The following is a 16,734-nucleotide window of genomic DNA, read 5'->3' on the forward strand; positions in this document are numbered from 1 at the left end:
GCGAGCAATAACTACTCGCCGGGCGCCTTGGTTAGAAGGCTATGAAGTTGAGTGTCTCAGCTTCCTTAGGACAGGTCCTCACCATTAGAAGCAATAACCTTCTTGTACCAGTCGAAGCTCTTCTTTTTGGAACGCTTGAGGGTACCGTTGCCTGCATCGTCGCGGTCCACATAGATAAAGCCGTAGCGCTTGGACATCTCACCCGTGCCGGCAGACACCAGGTCGATCGGGCCCCAGGTGGTGTAGCCCAGCAGGTCAACGCCGTCCTCGGTCACCGCATCGCGCATCGCGGCGATATGCTGGCGCAGGTAGTCGATACGGTAGTCGTCGTTGATGGAGCCATCCTCCTCGACAACATCCTTGGCGCCCAGACCGTTCTCGACCACAAACAGCGGCTTCTGATAACGGTCGTACAGGTCGTTGAGGGTGACGCGGAAGCCCAGCGGATCGATGGCCCAGCCCCACTGGCTCTCCTGCAAGTAGGGGTTCTTGGCGCCGGCGAAGGCGTTACCCTGGGTGCGCTCAACATCGGGGTTATCGGCACCGGCAGAGCAGCGGGTGCTGTAATAGCTAAAGCTGATGAAGTCGACGGTGTTAGCGGCCAGGATCTCGCGGTCCTCGTCCGTCATGCCCACATCGATGCCTAGACGCTCGAGCTTCTTGACGGCATATGCCGGGTAGTAGCCGCGGCTCTGGACGTCGACGAAGAAGTAGTTGTCCTGGTTATCGAGCTGCGCCTGGCGCACGTCGCCCGGACGGCAGCTGTAGGGGTAGTAGCTACCCGCGGCGAGCATGCAGCCGATCTTGATCTCGGGGTCGATCTCGTGGGCGATCTTGGTTGCCCAAGCGCTGGCGACGAGCTCGTTGTGGGCGGCCAGGTACTCGACGGCCTCCTTGTTCTCGCCCTCCTCAAAGACCAGACCGGCACCCATAAACGGCAGGTGCAAGATCATATTGATCTCGTTGAAGGTGAGCCAGTACTTCACCAGCCCCTTGTAGCGGGTAAAGATCGTGGTCGCGAGGTTCTTGTAGAAGTCGATGAGCTTGCGGTTGCGCCAGCCGCCGTACTCCTTGATGAGGTGAATCGGGCAGTCGAAGTGCGTGATGGTCACGAGCGGCTCGATGCCGTGCGCCTGACACTCGCGGAATACGTCCTCGTAGAAGGCCAGGCCAGCCTCGTTGGGCTCGGTCTCGTCGCCGTTGGGGAAGATGCGGGTCCAAGCCAGGCTCATACGGAAGGTCTTAAAGCCCATCTCGGCAAAGAGAGCGATGTCCTCTTTGTAGTGGTGATAGAAATCGATGCCGGTCTGCGCGGGATAGTAATAGCCGTCCTCGAAGTCGAGCATTTTACGCTGGCCGGAGACCACCGCATAGCGCTCGGGGCCGTGCGGAGCCACGTCCACGTTGGCCAGGCCGCGGCCGTCCACGTCGTAGGCACCCTCGCACTGGTTGGCAGCCGTTGCGCCGCCCCACAGGAAGTCATTACGGAAAGCCATGTATCAATCCTTTCGCACGCTGTTGTCATAGGCTCAGTATCCCTGCAAACGGGGTACCGCTCAACGGCAACGGCACAGGCCGATACTTCTTTTCGCGTGCAGGCGCCCGGCAGCCACCCCGCCTGACACTTTTTGATACCCGCCTGCCCAATCCACCACAAAGGGGACAGGCGCCTTTGTGGCGGTTTGGAGCGGTTGTCTCGATCTGTAACAGTTAGGCCGCCAAAACCGGGCCAGGTGTTACAGATTGAGATTGTTCGGCCAGTCCCTTGCAGTTTGTCTAAATCTGTAACAGGGAGAGACGATTAAGCCCGCTAGATGTTACAGATCGAGACAGAAGATTCTAGTCACAGGCGATGTCGAGGTTTTTGCCGATGAGACCTACGTAGCCGCCTTCGCTCAGCAACTCATTTGACTGAATAGGAAAAAAAGGAAAAAATAGGAAAAAAAGGAAAGGAGACTTATGCCTGAAACCATCTTCTCCCCCTCATTTGGAAATCGCCCGTCCTATCTGGTGGGACGCAGGAGCGTGATTTCGACATTCATCTCCGGCCTTGAGCAGGAGCCGGGCAATCGAGACCGATCCATGCTCATGCTCGGCCAGCGAGGCAGCGGCAAAACGGTTCTGTTGTGGGAACTTGCCGATCGCGCCCGCAAGCTCGGCTTTGTTGTCGCCACGCCCACCGTAGCCTCCGAGGATATGCTCGAGCGCATTGTTGAGAAAATCCAGGAAGCGGGCGAGCCTTACGCCAACAAGTATCGTCTCCCCAAACTTACAGGTGGCAGTTTGAGCGTCTTCGGTTTCTCAGCCGGCCTCGAGTTTACGCGCGACGTACAGGAAACTAAGAGTTTCCAGTTCAAACTCACGCAGTTGGCACGCAAGTTAACCGAGCAGGGACACGGCATCCTCATCCTCATCGACGAGCTCCAGGCAAATTCACCCGAGATCAGACAGCTCGTCACCGCCTATCAAGAGCTGGTCGGCGAGGGACTCAACGTCGCGCTCGTCATGGCGGGCCTCCCGGGAGCAGTCTCCGCGACACTCAACGACCGCGTACTGACATTTCTCAACCGCGCACGCAAAGTCACACTCGAACCGCTTTCAGTCGGAGATGTCGATGCCTATTATCAGCGGGCTTTCGAAGAGCTCGACCTTGATATTCCAGGCGATCTTCGCCTCCGTGCCGCTCGTGCAACCCAAGGATCGCCCTATATGCTGCAGCTCATCGGCTACAACATCGACAATCGCTGCCAGGCAGGAGAATACGTAACGCCAGAGCAAGTCGACGGAGCTATCGAAGCGTCAAAGGCCGATTTCGAAAACGATGTTTGTGAAACGACGCTCGCCGCGCTATCGGACCAAGACGTCGCGTTTCTCGACGCAATGACTGATGACAAAGACGGCGTGTCGCGCATCTCCAATGTGGCCGAGCGCATGTCAGTCACACCCGACTATGCGCAAAAGTATCGCCGACGCCTCATCGACGCCGGCGTTATCGAACAGGCACGCCGCGGTTACGTGCGTTTCGCTGTTCCATATATGGCTGACTATCTGCGCAGCCAGCTCTAGACAGCCACCACAATGGGGACAGGCACCTTTGTGGTGGCTGGGGGGCGGTATGTCTCGATCTGTAACAGGTAGAGACGATTTAGCCCGCTAGATGTTACAGATCGAGACAGAAGATTCTAGTCACAGGCGATGTCGAGGTTTTTGCCGATGAGACCTACGTAGCCGCCTTCGGCTGCCTTGGGGCTGTCAGCATGGCAGAGAACCCACTTGTCGGCCTTCCAGTAGCAGTAGCTGTCGCCGGCAGCAGGCATATCGGCCGCAGCCTCGGGACGCGGACCGTTGGTGCCGGCGGGCAGCGCCACCATCACCTGGAAGCCACCGTCGTCGACCATGCACGGCGTGTAGTGGAGCGTGGTGTTGAAAACCTCGACAACCTTGCCCGCCGGCACGCGAAACGCCTTGACGCACGCGGTGTCGAGCTTACCGCCCTCGATCTCCCAGCGATGCGCCACGAGTAGGATAAAGTCACGCGCCCCCAGGTTGAACTCGCTCGCGCGGTGGTACTCCAGGCAGTTGAGACGCGTGTTGTGGCCATTGCACCAGCCGAGCTGGAAGGGGCGGCCGCCAAACATGAGAAAGCCCAGTTTATCGGCACCCTTAACGCCCTCGAGCTCCGGCGCGCTCGCTACGTACTTACTGCCCTCGGGGATGGGCGTAGCGGAGAGTGCCTCGACGAGTGGAGCGGTCAGGCCGGACGGGACGTCGTCCCACACGCGGCCATAGGACTTGAACTCGGGATCGTTGACAGAGTAGATATGCATGTTCACTCCTGTTCGTAAATGTGACTATACGAACATTCTAGAACAAACATGAGCGATTTTGAACGCTCGTCCAGACCACTCAACAAAAAGGCGCCCCCGCATAAGCGAAGGCGCCCAATGCGCGCGTTTTGGGCGATAAAACCCTTACGCCTGCTGATAGTGCAGGTGCTTCTCGTCGATATCGGCCAGGTCGCGGTCGAGGTAGCGGCGCGCGAGCCAGTTTGCCATGGGAAGGTTCTGGTCCAGGTAGTTGCCGCACTCCTCGGGAGCGGCTCCGGGGACATCGCCCTCAAAGTCGGCGACAAACTCAAACAACTCACGCACGAGCGGCAGAATCTCCTCGCTCGTCACCTCACCAAACACGACCAGGTAAAAGCCCGTGCGGCAGCCCATGGGGCCAAAGTAGACAATGCGACTCGACCACTCGACATGGTTGCGAAGGAATGTCGCGCCTAGGTGCTCGATGGTGTGGCACTCTGCCGTGTTCATGACCGGCTCCTTGTTGGGCGTGGTCAGGCGCAGGTCAAAGGTGGTAACGACAGCGGCGGTCGCCGGATCGCGGTCGATGCGGCTCACGTACACGCCGGGCTCAAGCAGCAAATGGTCAACGGAAAAGCTCGCGATGCGCTCCATGGCAGATCCTCTCGATAGTCAATTTGGGACGGGGCTCTTTTAGCTGGTTCGAGTGGTCGCACCAATCATACCAGTCAAAAAAGCCCCGTCCCAAATGAGCTGCCCGGGACGGGGATCAATGAGTTTTTAATCCCGTCCCAAAAAATCATGCTAGGCAGTGTATGCAATTGTTGATTTGACAGCGTGGCGCCAGCCGGCGATCTTTTTGGCGCGTTCGTCAGCGGGCATCGACGGCTCCACGATGCCGCGGGCGCCGTAGACATCGACGACATCGCGCGTGTACATGCCCAGCGCGATGCCGCAGGCCCAGGCCGCACCCAGGCCGCTCATCTCGTCGTTGCTCGCTATGCGGATGGGCGAGCCAACCAAGTCGCTCTCAAACTGCATCAGGTACGCGTCGCGCGTGGGACCGCCGTCAACACGAAGCTCGGCCAACGTTGCACCCGAATCCTCAACCATCGCATCGATCACGTCAAAGATCTGATAAGCGATCGACTCGTCGGCGGCCTTCACGAACTCCGCGCGACCCGTGGTGCGCGTCATGCCAAAGACGCAGCCCTCGGCGTCACTCGCCCAGTGCGGCGCGCCCAAACCGGTAAACGCCGGCACAAAGTAGACGCGGCTCGCCGGATTGGCGGCGTAGCACAGATCGGTAACTTCCTCGGGGTTATTGATGAGTTCCAGATCGTCGCGCAGCCACGTCTTGACGGCGCCGGCGTAGCTCACGTTGCCCTCGAGCACGTACTCGGTCACGCCGTCCATACGCCATGCGAGCGAGCTCGAAAGCCCGTGCGAGCTGGCAACGAACTCGTCGCCGACGTTCATCATGACCGAGCTGCCGGTGCCATAGGTCGCTTTGGCCATGCCGCGGCTATGGCAGCCCTGCGCGAACAAGGCGGCATGGCTGTCGCCGAGCACGCCGTGAATGGGCACGGGTGCCGGCAAAAAGCCGCCCAGGTCCGTCATGCCGAACAGGCCATCGGAATCGGTCACCTGCGGCAGGCAGGCCACATCGACGCCAAAGGCCTCGCACACCGGCTCGCTCCAGCAGCCACGGCGCAGGTCAAAGAGCTGCGTGCGGCTGGCGTTGGACCAGTCGCAGCGAAACTCCGCGCCGCCCGTGAGCGTCCAGACCACCCAGGCATCGATGGTGCCCAGGCACAGCTCACCTGCCGCCGCAGCCTCGGCAGCAGCGGGAACGTTCGCGAGGATCCAAGCCATCTTGCCCGCCGGGTAGTAGGGCGAGAGCACCAGACCCGTCGTGTCGCGCACCAGCTCGGCCACACCCTCGCGCGCATCCAGCTTGTCGCACAGCTCGCGGGCGCGGGCGCACTGCCACACTACGGCGTCGCACAGCGGCTCGCCCGTCGCGCGGTTCCAGGCAACGGTGGTCTCGCGCTGGTTGGAGATGCCGATGCCGGCGATGTCGGCAGGGTCGACCCCGGTCTCCTCCACCACGGCACGCGCCACGGCCAGCACATTGGCGGCAATCTCGGCCGGATCATGGCTCACCCAGCCGGCCTCGTTGACAATCTGGCGATGCGAGCGATCGGCACGATGAATCAAATGGCCGCCCTCGTCCACCAGCAGTGCCTTGGTGCCCTGCGTGGATTGATCGATTCCGATGATGTATTTGCTCATGTACTCTCCCATTCCTTCCGCCAAATCAAAGACGACTGGCGGACAAGGAGCGAGCGGCCGTCAAGTGCCGCAGATTGCCGTGAAAGAGGAGCGCCGCGTACCTTGCGTACGCAAGCGACGGTTTGAACGGCAAGGTGCGGTGCTTGGCGGCCGCGCAGCGTCTGTATCTACTAGTTGCCGAGGAACTCGGCGACGGTCTGCGCGATTCCGGCACCCGTCAGACCGTAGTGTGCAAAGACCTCGGGGCTCGTGCCGGTGATGACCGGTGCGTCGGGCAGGGAGAGGCACTTGACCGGACGCGGGCAATGCTCGCCCACCACCTGCGCGACCATAGAACCCAGGCCGCCGAAGGGGCTGTGCTCCTCGACCGTCACGACGGCGCGCGTGGCACCGGCGGCCTCGATCACGGCCTCGGCGTCAAGCGGCTTGACGCAATACATGTCGAGCACCGTTGCCGAGATGCCCTGCTCGGCCAGCAGGTCGGCAGCGTCCACAGCATGGCGGACCATCTCGCCGGTGGCGATGAGCGTCACATCGGTGCCGCGACGCACCCAGGTGGCGCGATCCATCTGGAACGGGCACTCGTCCTCGGTGTACACGTCCTCGACCGGGTTGCGGCCCACGCGAATGTAGGCCGGCTTGTTGTCGGCGACCAGGGCCCGCACGAGCTCGGCGGTCTGGAAGCGGTCGCTCGGCAGATACACGCGCATGTTGGGAATCGCACTCATAGCGGCGATATCCTGCGCGGAGTGGTGGCTCATACCCAGGGCGCCGTAGGACACGCCGCCCGAGATGCCGATGAGCTTGACGTTGGTGTTGGAGTACGAGACATCGACCTTGCACTGCTCATACGAGCGCGTGGTCACAAAGGACGCCGGCGAGGCGGCCCAGGCCTTCTTTCCGCACGAAGCCATGCCAGCGGCGATGCTCACCAGGTCCTGCTCGGCAATGCCGACCTCGACGGACTGTTGGGGATACTGATCAAAGAACGGCGTGAGCGATGCGGAGCCGCGGGAGTCGGAGCATAGGACGACGATGTCCTTATCGGTCTTCGCGGCCTCGAGCAGCGTGTCGCAGATAACCTTGCGATTGGCGATCTTGTTAGCCATTGACGGCCTCCTTATGGGCAGCGAAATCGGCGATGATCTGGGCATATTCCTCATCATTGGGCAGGTGATGGTGCCAGGCGGCCTTGTCCTCCATGACGGGCGAGCCATAGCCCTTCACCGTGTTGAGGATGATGACCGTGGGCTTGCCGCAGGTCTCGGCCGCAAGCGTCAGCGCGGCGTCGATGGCCCGGACGTCGTTGCCCGGAATGGAGAGCACGTTCCAACCGAAGGCGGCCCAGCGCTCCTCCTGCGAGTCCTGCTTCATAACATCCTCGGTGCTGCCGCTGATCTGCAGGCGGTTGCGGTCCACGAGTGCGCACAGGTTATCGAGCTGGTAGTTGCCGCCGCTCATGGCGCCCTCCCAGACCGAGCCCTCGGCAAGTTCGCCGTCGCCCATGATGGTGTAGACGCGGTAGTCGCGGCCGTCCATCTTGCCGGCGAGCGCCATGCCCACGGCCACCGGCAGGCCGTGACCCAGCGAGCCCGAGTTCATCTCGATGCCCTTGAGCTTATTGTTGGGGTGGCCGATGTAGGGGCTGCCGAACTTGGAGAAGCGGGCCTTGACGTCATCGAGGTCAAGATAGCCCTCGTGGCAGAGCACCGCGTAGTAGGCTTCCATGGCGTGGCCCTTGGAGAGCACGAAGCGGTCGCGGTTGGGATCGTCGACGGTCTCGGGCGAGATGTTGAGGTGGTTGGCATAGAGGGTCATGAGGGCGTCGATCACCGACATGTCACCGCCGATGTGGCCGCCAGCGCCAGCCATGATGATATCGACGCAATCGCGGCGAAGGTCCCAACGCAGGGACTCAAGCTCTTCGATAGTTGCCATTTCTACTCTCCTCGCAGGTAGGCTTTAACGTCTTCTTCGATGGGGTCGTACAGGTCGGGGGCAATACCGAGGTACTTGCACGCCTCGTAGAGCACCGGCACCACGTTGGCGTGAATAGCGACGCAGTGGTGGATGTAGGGACCCTCGACGATCTTGGCCTCGAGGCGCTTAAGGTTGTCGACCTCGACCCATAGGTAGGTGCCCATGCCAGCCGGGCCGTCGATGCCGCGGGCGTTACCCAGCAGCAGCGAGTACTCGCCGTTGTCGCCGTCAAAGCGGGCAAGGGTGAGGTCGCCGTGCTTGGCCTCGGCCGTCAGCGCGCCGGGGTGATCGAAAGCCAGCGGATAGGTGAGCTTGGGCTTGACGGCCGCGCAGCTGCAGGGCCAGGGGCCGCAGTGCTGCAGCAGCTCGCCGTTCTCGTTATCGGGATGGCGCACGGTCCAGTCGGCGAACATGCCGCGGTGACGGCCCAGGTCGGCGGCCTCGACCATCAGCGCGGTGATGGCGCCGTGGATATCGGTCTCGCATACGATAGGAATGCCCATCTCGTTGAGGATGGCGTTGGCGGCGCAGGGCATAATGCCCAGCTCGTCCTGCAGAGCGTTCCAGCACTGAATGGCGCCGGCGTTGCAACCGTACTTATCGACCAGGCGCTTCATGGCGATGGCAAGACCGGCGACCGCGGGAACCTTATCCTCGGGGATGCAGATCTCAAAGCTGTCGTTGATGTGGGCAAGCATGGTAGCCATGGCCTGCTCGTCGGCCTGGGCGTCGCGCACGGCCTGGACAAGCTCGGTCATGGGAATGGGCGAAAGCTGGATGTTGAACTTCTCGAGCAGCTCGCCCTCGTTGCACATGGTCGACCAGAAGTCGAACGGACGGGTGGCCATCTGCAGGATGCGGGTGTGCTTGAAGGTCTTGACCACGTTGCACACGGCCAAGAAGTCCCAAACGCCGCGCTCGAACTCGGGATCGGTCAGGCGGCAGTTGGTCATGTAGGTGAAGGGAACCTGGAAGCGGCGCAATACTTTGCCGGTGGCGAACAGGCCGCACTGGCTATCGCGCAGGCGGGTGCCGTCGGGCTCGGGGCGCTCGTCGCGCGGGCCCCACAGCAGCACGGGTAGGCCGAGCTCGCGGGCAAGGCGAGCGCAAACGTACTCGGTGCCAAAGTTGGCGTGGCACAGCATAATGCCATCGACGCCCTCGGCGCGGAACTTCTTGACGATAGGCTCAATGTGGCTGTCGTCGAACAGCAGGCCCTCGTCATTGATGTCGTCGATATCCACGATGTCGACGCCGATCTCGCGCAGGCGATCAGCCGTCAGGCCGCGATACTTGATTGCGTCCGGCGCGCTAAAGATACTGCGGCGCGTGGGCACAAAACCGAGCTTGATCTTGTCCATGTACGTCCTCCCCTAATCACATGTTCAGTAAACAGACGCATGTTTCGTTTTGTTCTGTTTACTAAATTTTTACTCCAGTGTTTAGAAGTTTAACGCGAAATACCCGTGGGCGGTAGAGAAATCAGCCTAAACGGTATGTAAACAAACTGAACATACAGGGGCAACAAAAAGAGGGCCCCGAAGGACCCCTTTTGGATGACGTTATTTTTCTGCCTTAGCGAGCTTTGCCGCCCTGCGGCCCGGCGTTGCCTTTGCCTAGATCTCACGCACGCTCTGACGCTCGACAAAATAGGTCGATACGGCTGTCTTGCAGGTATAGCTCTTGGGATTGCGGATGTTGCCCACCAGGCGGCGCACCGCGATCTCGCCCACCTCGTGCTTGGGAACGTGCACCGTGGTGAGCGGCGGGTTGGAGAAGGCGCCCAAAGACAGATCGTCAAAGCCGATGATCGAGACATCCTCGGGCACGCGTATGCCGTGCTCGTTGAGCGCGCGCATGGCACCCACGGCGAGCACGTCGTTTTCGGCAAAGAAAGCCGTCGGCAGGTCGTCGCGCGAGACGCTGTCGAGCCATGCGCCCATGTCGCGATAGGCGCCCTCGAGCGTGGTGCCCAGCGTAACGCGCCATGTCGGGTTGGCCTCAAGGTCTGCGTCCTCAAGCGCTTGGCGATAGCCGCGCTCGCGATCCTTAAAGTTGCGGATGCGAAGGTCGCCTGCCAGATAGCCGATCTGCCTGTGACCTTTCTCGATGAGGTGATCCACGGCGCGCAGCACCGAGTCGGTGTTGGCAATAACCACGGCATCGAAGTACTGACGATCGCTCCAGCCATCGAGCACGATCAGGTGGGCGGCAGCGTTGGCAAACAGGGCGTAGTCTTCCTCACCCAGCTCGGTACCCATCAGCACGATAGCGGCGGACGGATCGGCGATCAGGCCCTCGACCTGCGGACGCACGGCGTCCAAGTCGCTAAAGTCGAGCGAGACAAAGCTCGTGCTCATGCCGTGACGACGCGCCTGGCGCTCCACGCCCTCGATGACCGCGGGATGGAAGGTGCTCTCGTCCAGAATGGCGCCCGTCTTGCGCGCGAGCACAAACTGAATGCTCTCGAGCTGCGTCGACTGCTGATAGCCAAGCGATTGCGCGCACTCCAGGATGACCTTGGCGGTCTCTTCACTCACGCTGCGCTTGCGGTTGAGCGCGTTGGACACGGTCGCAGGCGAAAAACCGGTGATGCGGCTGATCTCGCGAACACTTGCTTTGGCCATTGTTCCCCCTAGCAACGGCCGTGGCGGAGCATCGCAACTTGATGACTCGACAACTAAACGACCGCAAATTCAATCTAAACAGAATAGTAAATGTTTATGAGCTAGTTTAGCCTGTTGTCAAGCGAAGTGGCACGACTATTCCCCCAACGGGCACATTTACTCGGTAGCTAAAAAAGCCCCGTCCCAAATTGACTACATGGGGCGGGGCACGGAAATCATTTAGCCAAGAACACGGGCCATGCGCGTCTTGAACTCGGACAGGAAGCGCGGGGCATCCACGGTCAGCGCCACAAGCGCGCTCTTGTCCGGATCGGACAGGCGATGCTCGTCGCAAATGGTGCGGCCGCGATACTCGCCCAGCAGATCAACACGCAGATTGCAGCCGAGCGCACCCACGAGCGTGGGGTCGATCGCCACGGCAACGGCCAGCGGATCGTGCAGCGCACAACCACCCAGGTAGGGTGCGTTCATCTCGTACGAGCCAATGTAGTGCTCGACCATGCTCGCAAACGCACAGCCCGCCATGGTGCCCGAGCCCGTCCATCCGGCAATGTCGCGACGCGTGAGTACCACGCGATGCGTCACGTCCAGACCCACCATAGTGAGCTTGCGGCCCGAGCGCAGCACGGCATCAGCCGCTTCGGGATCGCTTGCCATGTTGGCCTCGGCACCCGCGCTCACATTGCCGGGCACGGTCAGGGCGCCGCCCATCACCACCACGCGGCCGATAGACATCACCGCCGCCGCATCGCGCTCCAGGGCAAGCGCCAGGTTGGAGAGCGGGCCGGTCGCTACGTAGACCAGATCGGGACCATAAGTGCGCGCGGCATCGATTAGATAATCGACTGCAGCGTTGCCATCGGCCGACGTCGCCCCCACCGGCTCGTAGGGCGACGCGGGCACGCTCGCGCCTCCGATGCCGTTCTTGCCGTGAATGAGCGCGGTGGACGCCGGCGGCGTATAGGGCTCAGTCGCCTGCAGAGGACGGTCAGCACCCAGGTACACCGGCACCTCGGGACGGCCCAACAAGTCGAGCACCGCCAGGCAGTTGCGCGCCGACTGGTCGACGCGCACGTTGCCAAAACACGTGGTAATGCCCACGAGCTCAACCTCGGGGCTCGCGATGGCATAGGCAAGCGCCATCGCATCGTCCACACCCATATCCAGATCAAGGATCAGCTTCTTGATTGCCATTGTTCTACTCCGCTTCTCCGTCTTGTACTAAATCGTCTAAACCAAACACGCGCTCAACTTCGGCACGCGTGGGAATCGACTGCTGCGCGCCCAAGCGCGACACCGTCACTGCCGAGGCGCGAGCACCCGCGGCCATGCACTCAAAGAGTGGCAGCCCCTCCAAACGAGCCGCAGCAAGCGCACCGATAAATGTATCGCCCGCGGCCGTCGTATCGACCACCGCGCTCGAAAGCGCCGGCATGCGCAGCAGCTCGCCGTCGTCGCCGAGCGTAACCGAGCCGGCGCCGCCCAGCGTGATGACCGCAGCTCCGGCACCCTTGGCGAGCAAGGCATTGAGCGCCGCGACGCAGCTCGCATCGTCTGCAGGCAAGATGCCCGTCAGTACCTGGCACTCAGTCTCGTTGGGACAGACCAGGTCGACTGCAGGCCAGACCTCCGCAGGCAACTCGCAGGCTGGCGCTGGATTAAAGACCGTATAAAACCCCAGCTCGCGAGCGCAAACAAGCGCCTCGGCCGTCGCTGCAAGGTCACATTCGCCCTGGGCGATAAAGACGCTTCCGGCAGCCGGGGCAATCTCGCTGGCGTTACTATCGAGCTCATCGGCCACCAGACGCCTCAGCGCGCGGGCAACGTCCTCGCCCGCAAGTGCATGGTTGGCGCCCGGCGACAGCACGATTCGGTTATCTCCCTCACAGCGAATGATGGTCGCCGTCCCCGTCTCCACATCGTCGCGACGCGCCACAAAGTCACAGTCCACGCCAACATCTTGGAGCCCCGCCACGAGCGACGAGCCAAACGCGTCGCGGCCGACCGCGCCGATCATGCGCGTGCACGCGCCCATGCGCGCAGCTGCCACGGCCTGGTTGGCGCCTTTGCCGCCGGCGTTGGTGATAAACCCGCTGCCGCCGACGGTCTCGCCCGCACGCGGCATGCGCTCGCACGCCACCGAAAGGTCCATGTTCATGCTGCCGAACACCGCAACGATGCCGCAATCTGCCATGGAAACCTCCTCGTCCGCGGGCTCCGCACCCGCTGTCGGCCGTCAATCGTGCGCTCTCGCACTTCTATAACTTTAGTTCACTTTGATGTGGACGCGCGCTTGAGCTTACGCCAGCAGCAAGCATTCACAGGAGTAGGCGGCTACAATGAAAGCGTGCTGATTATTCTCGTCATTGGATGATGTTTTATGGAACAATTCCCGCGATCGAGCTCGCGCAGCTCACGCCATGCGAGCGATCAACAAGCGCCGCACGAACGTTCGCGCACTAACCGCCAAACCGCCGAGCCGCGCCGCGCTGCAGGCTCCCATCGCTCGCCCGCCAACAAGGGCGCCCGCACCGACAGCGCCGCAAAAGAACAGGCGCCCACGCGTCCCAAATCTCGCTACATCCCCGCCCTCGACGGCCTTCGCACGCTCGCCGTTGTCGCGGTGGTGCTCTATCACCTCAACCTCACGTGGGCACAGGGCGGCCTGCTCGGTGTCACAATCTTCTTTGTGCTCTCGGGATACTTGATCACGCGCCTGCTCCTCAACGAAATCGCAAAGACCGGCCGTATCGATCTCAAGAGCTTCTGGATCCGCCGCATCCGTCGCCTGTTCCCCGCCGTGGTAACCGTCGTGGTGGTGACCTGCGCACTGTGCACTGTCTTTAACCATGTGATGCTCACCAAGATGCGCCCCGACATCCTGCCGTCGCTGCTGTTCTTTAATAACTGGTGGCAGATCATGCAGGACGTTTCGTACTTTAACGCCCTGGGCGACCCCTCGCCGCTCACGCACTTTTGGTCGCTTGCCATCGAGGAACAGTTCTATCTTATTTGGCCGCCGCTGCTGCTCGCCATGGTGTCGGTGCACATGAGCAAGCCCAACACGCGCCGCGTGGTCCTGGGCCTCGCCGCCGTCTCCGCCCTCGCCATGATGGTGCTCTACAACCCCGCCACCGACCCCAGCCGCGTGTACTACGGCACCGACACCCGCGTGTTCTCGTTGCTGCTGGGCGCCTGGATGGCCTTTATCCCCGACCGCGACCTGGCGCCTGCGCGCCTTGTCCGCCATCTGGGGCTCGACCGACTGGCCGGCGCCGGCAAGCACGACAAGTCAAAGAGCGACACCGCCGAGGCCGCCACGACAAAGCCAAGTGAGCTCGCACGCTTTTGGTCCTCCCCCGCATCCATCGATTTGATGGGCGTCGTTGGCCTGGTCGGACTCGCCGCCATAGTCGCGCTCACCAACGGCTATACCGCGTTTCAGTATCGCGGAGGCACGCTGCTGTGCTCCATCCTCACACTGATGGTTATCGCGGCATGCGTGCAGCCCCAGGGCATGGTCGCACGGGCCTTGGCCGCCGAGCCGCTCGTATGGATCGGCAAGCGCTCCTACAGCATCTACCTGTGGCATTATCCGCTGCTGCTCCTCATGAACCCGGTCGCCAACATTAACGACACGCCCTGGTGGCACTACATTTTGCAGGTACTGCTGGTAGTTGCCGCCGCCGAGTGCTCCTATCGCTTTATCGAAACGCCGTTTAGGAAGGGCGCTTTTGGGCGCACCGTTGCCGAGCTCCGCGACGGCACCACCACGCCCGCCGGCTGGGTGCGCGCACATGTCCCCACCTGCGCCGTTTGCTCCGTCGTGATTGTTGTGGCGCTGGGCGGCCTGGTCTTTGTGCCCGACACATCCGCGCTAAGCGGCGAGGGCGCCGAAATCCTAAACAAGGAGGCCAAAAATGCAAAGCCTCAAGATCAACAGGCGGCCGATGACACCGACAAAGATGACGACGGCTTCCCCGACGGAGCCTACGACCTGCTAATGATTGGCGACTCCGTGTCCCTGCGCGCCGTCGATGCCTTTGACGGCGTGTTCCCGCACAGCCACATCGATGCCGAAAAGGGCCGCCAGTTTGATGCGGGCCGCGCGACATTTGAGGGCTATATCCAGCAAAATCTTGCAGGCAGGATTGTGGTCTTTGCGCTAGGCACCAACGGCCTGGTAACCGATGATCAGATTGATGCGATCATGGCCGACGCCGGCAGCAAACGTATCGTGGTATTTGTGAACACGCGCAGCCCGCAGCCGTGGGTCGGGTCCACGAACCAGGCCATCGCCAACGCCGCTACGCGCTACAAGAATGTACGCGTTATCGACTGGTACGGGCACAGCGCCAACCGCAACGACCTGTTCGATGGCGACGGCACGCACCTGTCGACTACCGGCGTGACCGAGTACCTTAAGCTCATCCACGATGCCGTCAAGAAGGACCTACCCGTGCACCCCGAGGACCACGTTAACGATCCGCAGCCGGCGGCTGTCAAATCCGCTGCCGAGGCACTCGTCAACGCCCTCGCCTACAAACCACACAAGCTAGGCACCGACAAGTAACGCACAGCCAAATCTGCTTACAATCCGGCACTTGGGACCACTTCCGCGACTTACAAAGCCGCCTCTGGGCTGTTAATTCACCCCAGAGGCGGCTTTATAGCTGCACATCGGTATATAACTAGCACCCTATAGCAGACAAAAACAGGCCGCAGCCCATGGCGGCGGCCTGTTTAGAGTCCAAGAGAGGCGCTACGCGCTGTAACCCATCGCTTGCAGAACAAACATGACGACCGTCAGCACCGTAATAACGCCGATAGTCGCCCAAGTGAGCACATTCCACACACGGCCGTTGCGGTTGGCGCCCATAATGTGTCGATCGGCGGCAATAACCACCTGGAACACCAGAACCACGGGCAGCAACACGCCGTTGATGACCTGCGAGGTCATCATAATCTGGAACAGGTCGACGCCGGGCATGAGCACCAGCACGGCAGAAATGCCAATGATTGCCGTAATGATGCCGCGATAGACCGGGGCCTCGTCCCAGCTGCGATCGGCACCGCGTTCCCAGCCAAACGCCTCGCAGATAGCGCTGGACGTAACGCCCGGCAGCACACAGGCGGCCAAGAAGCTCGCCGCGACCAGGCCCGAGGCAAACAGCACCGTGGACCACTGGCCCGCAATGGGCTCCAGCGCGCGGGCAGCGTCTGCAGCGTCGCTAATCTGAATGCCCGCGGGGAACAATACCGTACCGGTCGTGATGATAATAAAACCGGCAATGACATCGGCGGCAATCGAGCCGCTCACGGTATCGATGCGCTGCAACACGATATCGTCCTCGCCCGCATTCTTATCGACCACGTTGTTCTGTGCCAGGAAAATCATCCAGGGCGCGATGGTGGTACCGATCGTCGCGACCACAAGCGACACGTAGCTGGGGTCATTTTGAATGTTGGGTACAACCAGATCGACCGCCACCTCGCCCCAACTGGGACCAGCCATAATTGCAGCGACAATGTAGGTCACAAACACGCAGCTCACCAGCAACAGAATCTTCTCGATGCGCTGGAAGCTACCCGACATGGTAAGCATCCAAACCATCAGCGCCACCAGCGGCACCGAGATGCTCGCCGGCACGCCAAAGAGGGCAAGGCCGCTCGCGATACCCGCAAACTCCGAAATGGTCACGGCTGTGTTGGCAATCAGCAGCGCCGCCATGGCCAGCACGCTCTTGCGCACGCCAAAGCGCTCGCGAATGAGCGAGGCCAGGCCCTTGCCCGTCACGCAGCCGCAACGTGCCGCGGTCTCCTGCGTCACGATGAGCAGCACGGTCATGACGGGAAGCATCCAGAGCATCTTGTAGCCATAGCTGGCACCGGCGCTGGAATACGTGGCGATGCCGCCGGCGTCATTGCCCGAAAGCGCCGCCAGAAGGCCAGGACCCATGGCACCAAAGATGGCCGCGATGGTCAGCTTTTGCTTGGTGCCCTGCTTTTGCTTGCTATTTTGCACG

General features: G+C 61.5%; 13 protein-coding genes. 2 read left to right on the forward strand and 11 right to left on the reverse strand.

Features of this window, described 5'->3' with window-relative positions:
* Window positions 1-65: 65 nt before the first annotated feature.
* Window positions 66-1,496, reverse strand: a complete 1,431-nt coding sequence (locus ACTQ0H_RS02020) for a 6-phospho-beta-glucosidase (RefSeq protein WP_441547712.1) — start codon at window positions 1,494-1,496, stop codon at window positions 66-68.
* A 463-nt stretch (window positions 1,497-1,959) separates the two neighbouring features.
* Here ACTQ0H_RS02020 and ACTQ0H_RS02025 point away from each other — a divergent pair, with 463 nt between their 5' ends.
* The gene (locus tag ACTQ0H_RS02025) at window positions 1,960-3,066 is read left to right on the forward strand and encodes an ATP-binding protein (RefSeq protein WP_441547713.1); all 1,107 of its coding nucleotides are present in this window, start codon (window positions 1,960-1,962) and stop codon (window positions 3,064-3,066) included.
* Window positions 3,067-3,182: 116 nt separating this feature from the next.
* On the opposite strand, the gene ACTQ0H_RS02030 is transcribed toward ACTQ0H_RS02025, so the two are convergent.
* The 9 genes from ACTQ0H_RS02030 to ACTQ0H_RS02070 form a co-directional block, all read right to left on the reverse strand.
* Entirely contained in the window at window positions 3,183-3,827 is a 645-nt protein-coding gene (locus ACTQ0H_RS02030; protein WP_441546911.1) for a DUF4867 family protein, read from the reverse strand.
* Between the two features lie 144 nt (window positions 3,828-3,971).
* A complete protein-coding gene (locus ACTQ0H_RS02035) occupies window positions 3,972-4,460 on the reverse strand; it encodes an S-ribosylhomocysteine lyase (RefSeq protein WP_441547714.1) in 489 nt (162 codons plus the stop codon).
* 150 nt (window positions 4,461-4,610) lie between these two features.
* The gene (locus tag ACTQ0H_RS02040) at window positions 4,611-6,101 is read right to left on the reverse strand and encodes an FGGY family carbohydrate kinase (RefSeq protein WP_441063923.1); all 1,491 of its coding nucleotides are present in this window, start codon (window positions 6,099-6,101) and stop codon (window positions 4,611-4,613) included.
* A gap of 170 nt (window positions 6,102-6,271) precedes the next feature.
* Window positions 6,272-7,210 carry a transketolase family protein gene (locus ACTQ0H_RS02045; RefSeq protein ID WP_441547715.1) on the reverse strand — a complete coding sequence of 313 codons (939 nt, stop codon included), beginning with the start codon at window positions 7,208-7,210 and terminating at the stop codon, window positions 6,272-6,274.
* On the reverse strand, window positions 7,203-8,039 hold the full coding sequence (locus ACTQ0H_RS02050; protein ID WP_427718096.1) for a transketolase: 837 nt from the start codon (window positions 8,037-8,039) through the stop codon (window positions 7,203-7,205). The genes ACTQ0H_RS02045 and ACTQ0H_RS02050 overlap by 8 nt, the downstream gene beginning before the upstream one ends.
* Window positions 8,040-8,041: 2 nt before the next feature.
* Window positions 8,042-9,442, reverse strand: coding sequence for an L-fucose/L-arabinose isomerase family protein (locus ACTQ0H_RS02055; protein ID WP_441547716.1), 1,401 nt, complete (start codon window positions 9,440-9,442; stop codon window positions 8,042-8,044).
* A gap of 255 nt (window positions 9,443-9,697) precedes the next feature.
* Entirely contained in the window at window positions 9,698-10,708 is a 1,011-nt protein-coding gene (locus ACTQ0H_RS02060) for a LacI family DNA-binding transcriptional regulator (protein WP_427793677.1), read from the reverse strand.
* 219 nt (window positions 10,709-10,927) lie between these two features.
* Window positions 10,928-11,902 carry a nucleoside hydrolase gene (locus tag ACTQ0H_RS02065; protein WP_441547717.1) on the reverse strand — a complete coding sequence of 325 codons (975 nt, stop codon included), beginning with the start codon at window positions 11,900-11,902 and terminating at the stop codon, window positions 10,928-10,930.
* A gap of 4 nt (window positions 11,903-11,906) precedes the next feature.
* Window positions 11,907-12,902, reverse strand: a complete 996-nt coding sequence (locus ACTQ0H_RS02070; protein WP_441547718.1) for a ribokinase — start codon at window positions 12,900-12,902, stop codon at window positions 11,907-11,909.
* Between the two features lie 186 nt (window positions 12,903-13,088).
* Here ACTQ0H_RS02070 and ACTQ0H_RS02075 point away from each other — a divergent pair, with 186 nt between their 5' ends.
* Entirely contained in the window at window positions 13,089-15,281 is a 2,193-nt protein-coding gene (locus tag ACTQ0H_RS02075; protein WP_441547719.1) for an acyltransferase family protein, read from the forward strand.
* Between the two features lie 189 nt (window positions 15,282-15,470).
* Here the strand turns inward: ACTQ0H_RS02075 and ACTQ0H_RS02080 are convergent, their stop codons facing one another.
* Window positions 15,471-16,667 carry an Nramp family divalent metal transporter gene (locus ACTQ0H_RS02080; protein WP_427747655.1) on the reverse strand — a complete coding sequence of 399 codons (1,197 nt, stop codon included), beginning with the start codon at window positions 16,665-16,667 and terminating at the stop codon, window positions 15,471-15,473.
* Between the last annotated feature and the right edge of the window lie 67 nt (window positions 16,668-16,734).

Origin of the sequence: Collinsella sp. LCP21S3_A3, assembly GCF_052118905.1 — a bacterium.
In the GTDB taxonomy this organism is placed as follows: Bacteria; Actinomycetota; Coriobacteriia; order Coriobacteriales; family Coriobacteriaceae; genus Collinsella.

Coding starts and splice junctions, on each gene's coding strand:
- ACTQ0H_RS02020 (WP_441547712.1), bottom strand. CDS start 1,496: ATGGCTTTCCGTAATGACTTCCTGTGGGGCGGCGCAACGGCTGCCAAC.
- ACTQ0H_RS02025 (WP_441547713.1), top strand. CDS start 1,960: ATGCCTGAAACCATCTTCTCCCCCTCATTTGGAAATCGCCCGTCCTAT.
- ACTQ0H_RS02030 (WP_441546911.1), bottom strand. CDS start 3,827: ATGCATATCTACTCTGTCAACGATCCCGAGTTCAAGTCCTATGGCCGC.
- ACTQ0H_RS02035 (WP_441547714.1), bottom strand. CDS start 4,460: ATGGAGCGCATCGCGAGCTTTTCCGTTGACCATTTGCTGCTTGAGCCC.
- ACTQ0H_RS02040 (WP_441063923.1), bottom strand. CDS start 6,101: ATGAGCAAATACATCATCGGAATCGATCAATCCACGCAGGGCACCAAG.
- ACTQ0H_RS02045 (WP_441547715.1), bottom strand. CDS start 7,210: ATGGCTAACAAGATCGCCAATCGCAAGGTTATCTGCGACACGCTGCTC.
- ACTQ0H_RS02050 (WP_427718096.1), bottom strand. CDS start 8,039: ATGGCAACTATCGAAGAGCTTGAGTCCCTGCGTTGGGACCTTCGCCGC.
- ACTQ0H_RS02055 (WP_441547716.1), bottom strand. CDS start 9,442: ATGGACAAGATCAAGCTCGGTTTTGTGCCCACGCGCCGCAGTATCTTT.
- ACTQ0H_RS02060 (WP_427793677.1), bottom strand. CDS start 10,708: ATGGCCAAAGCAAGTGTTCGCGAGATCAGCCGCATCACCGGTTTTTCG.
- ACTQ0H_RS02065 (WP_441547717.1), bottom strand. CDS start 11,902: ATGGCAATCAAGAAGCTGATCCTTGATCTGGATATGGGTGTGGACGAT.
- ACTQ0H_RS02070 (WP_441547718.1), bottom strand. CDS start 12,902: ATGGCAGATTGCGGCATCGTTGCGGTGTTCGGCAGCATGAACATGGAC.
- ACTQ0H_RS02075 (WP_441547719.1), top strand. CDS start 13,089: ATGGAACAATTCCCGCGATCGAGCTCGCGCAGCTCACGCCATGCGAGC.
- ACTQ0H_RS02080 (WP_427747655.1), bottom strand. CDS start 16,667: ATGGGTCCTGGCCTTCTGGCGGCGCTTTCGGGCAATGACGCCGGCGGC.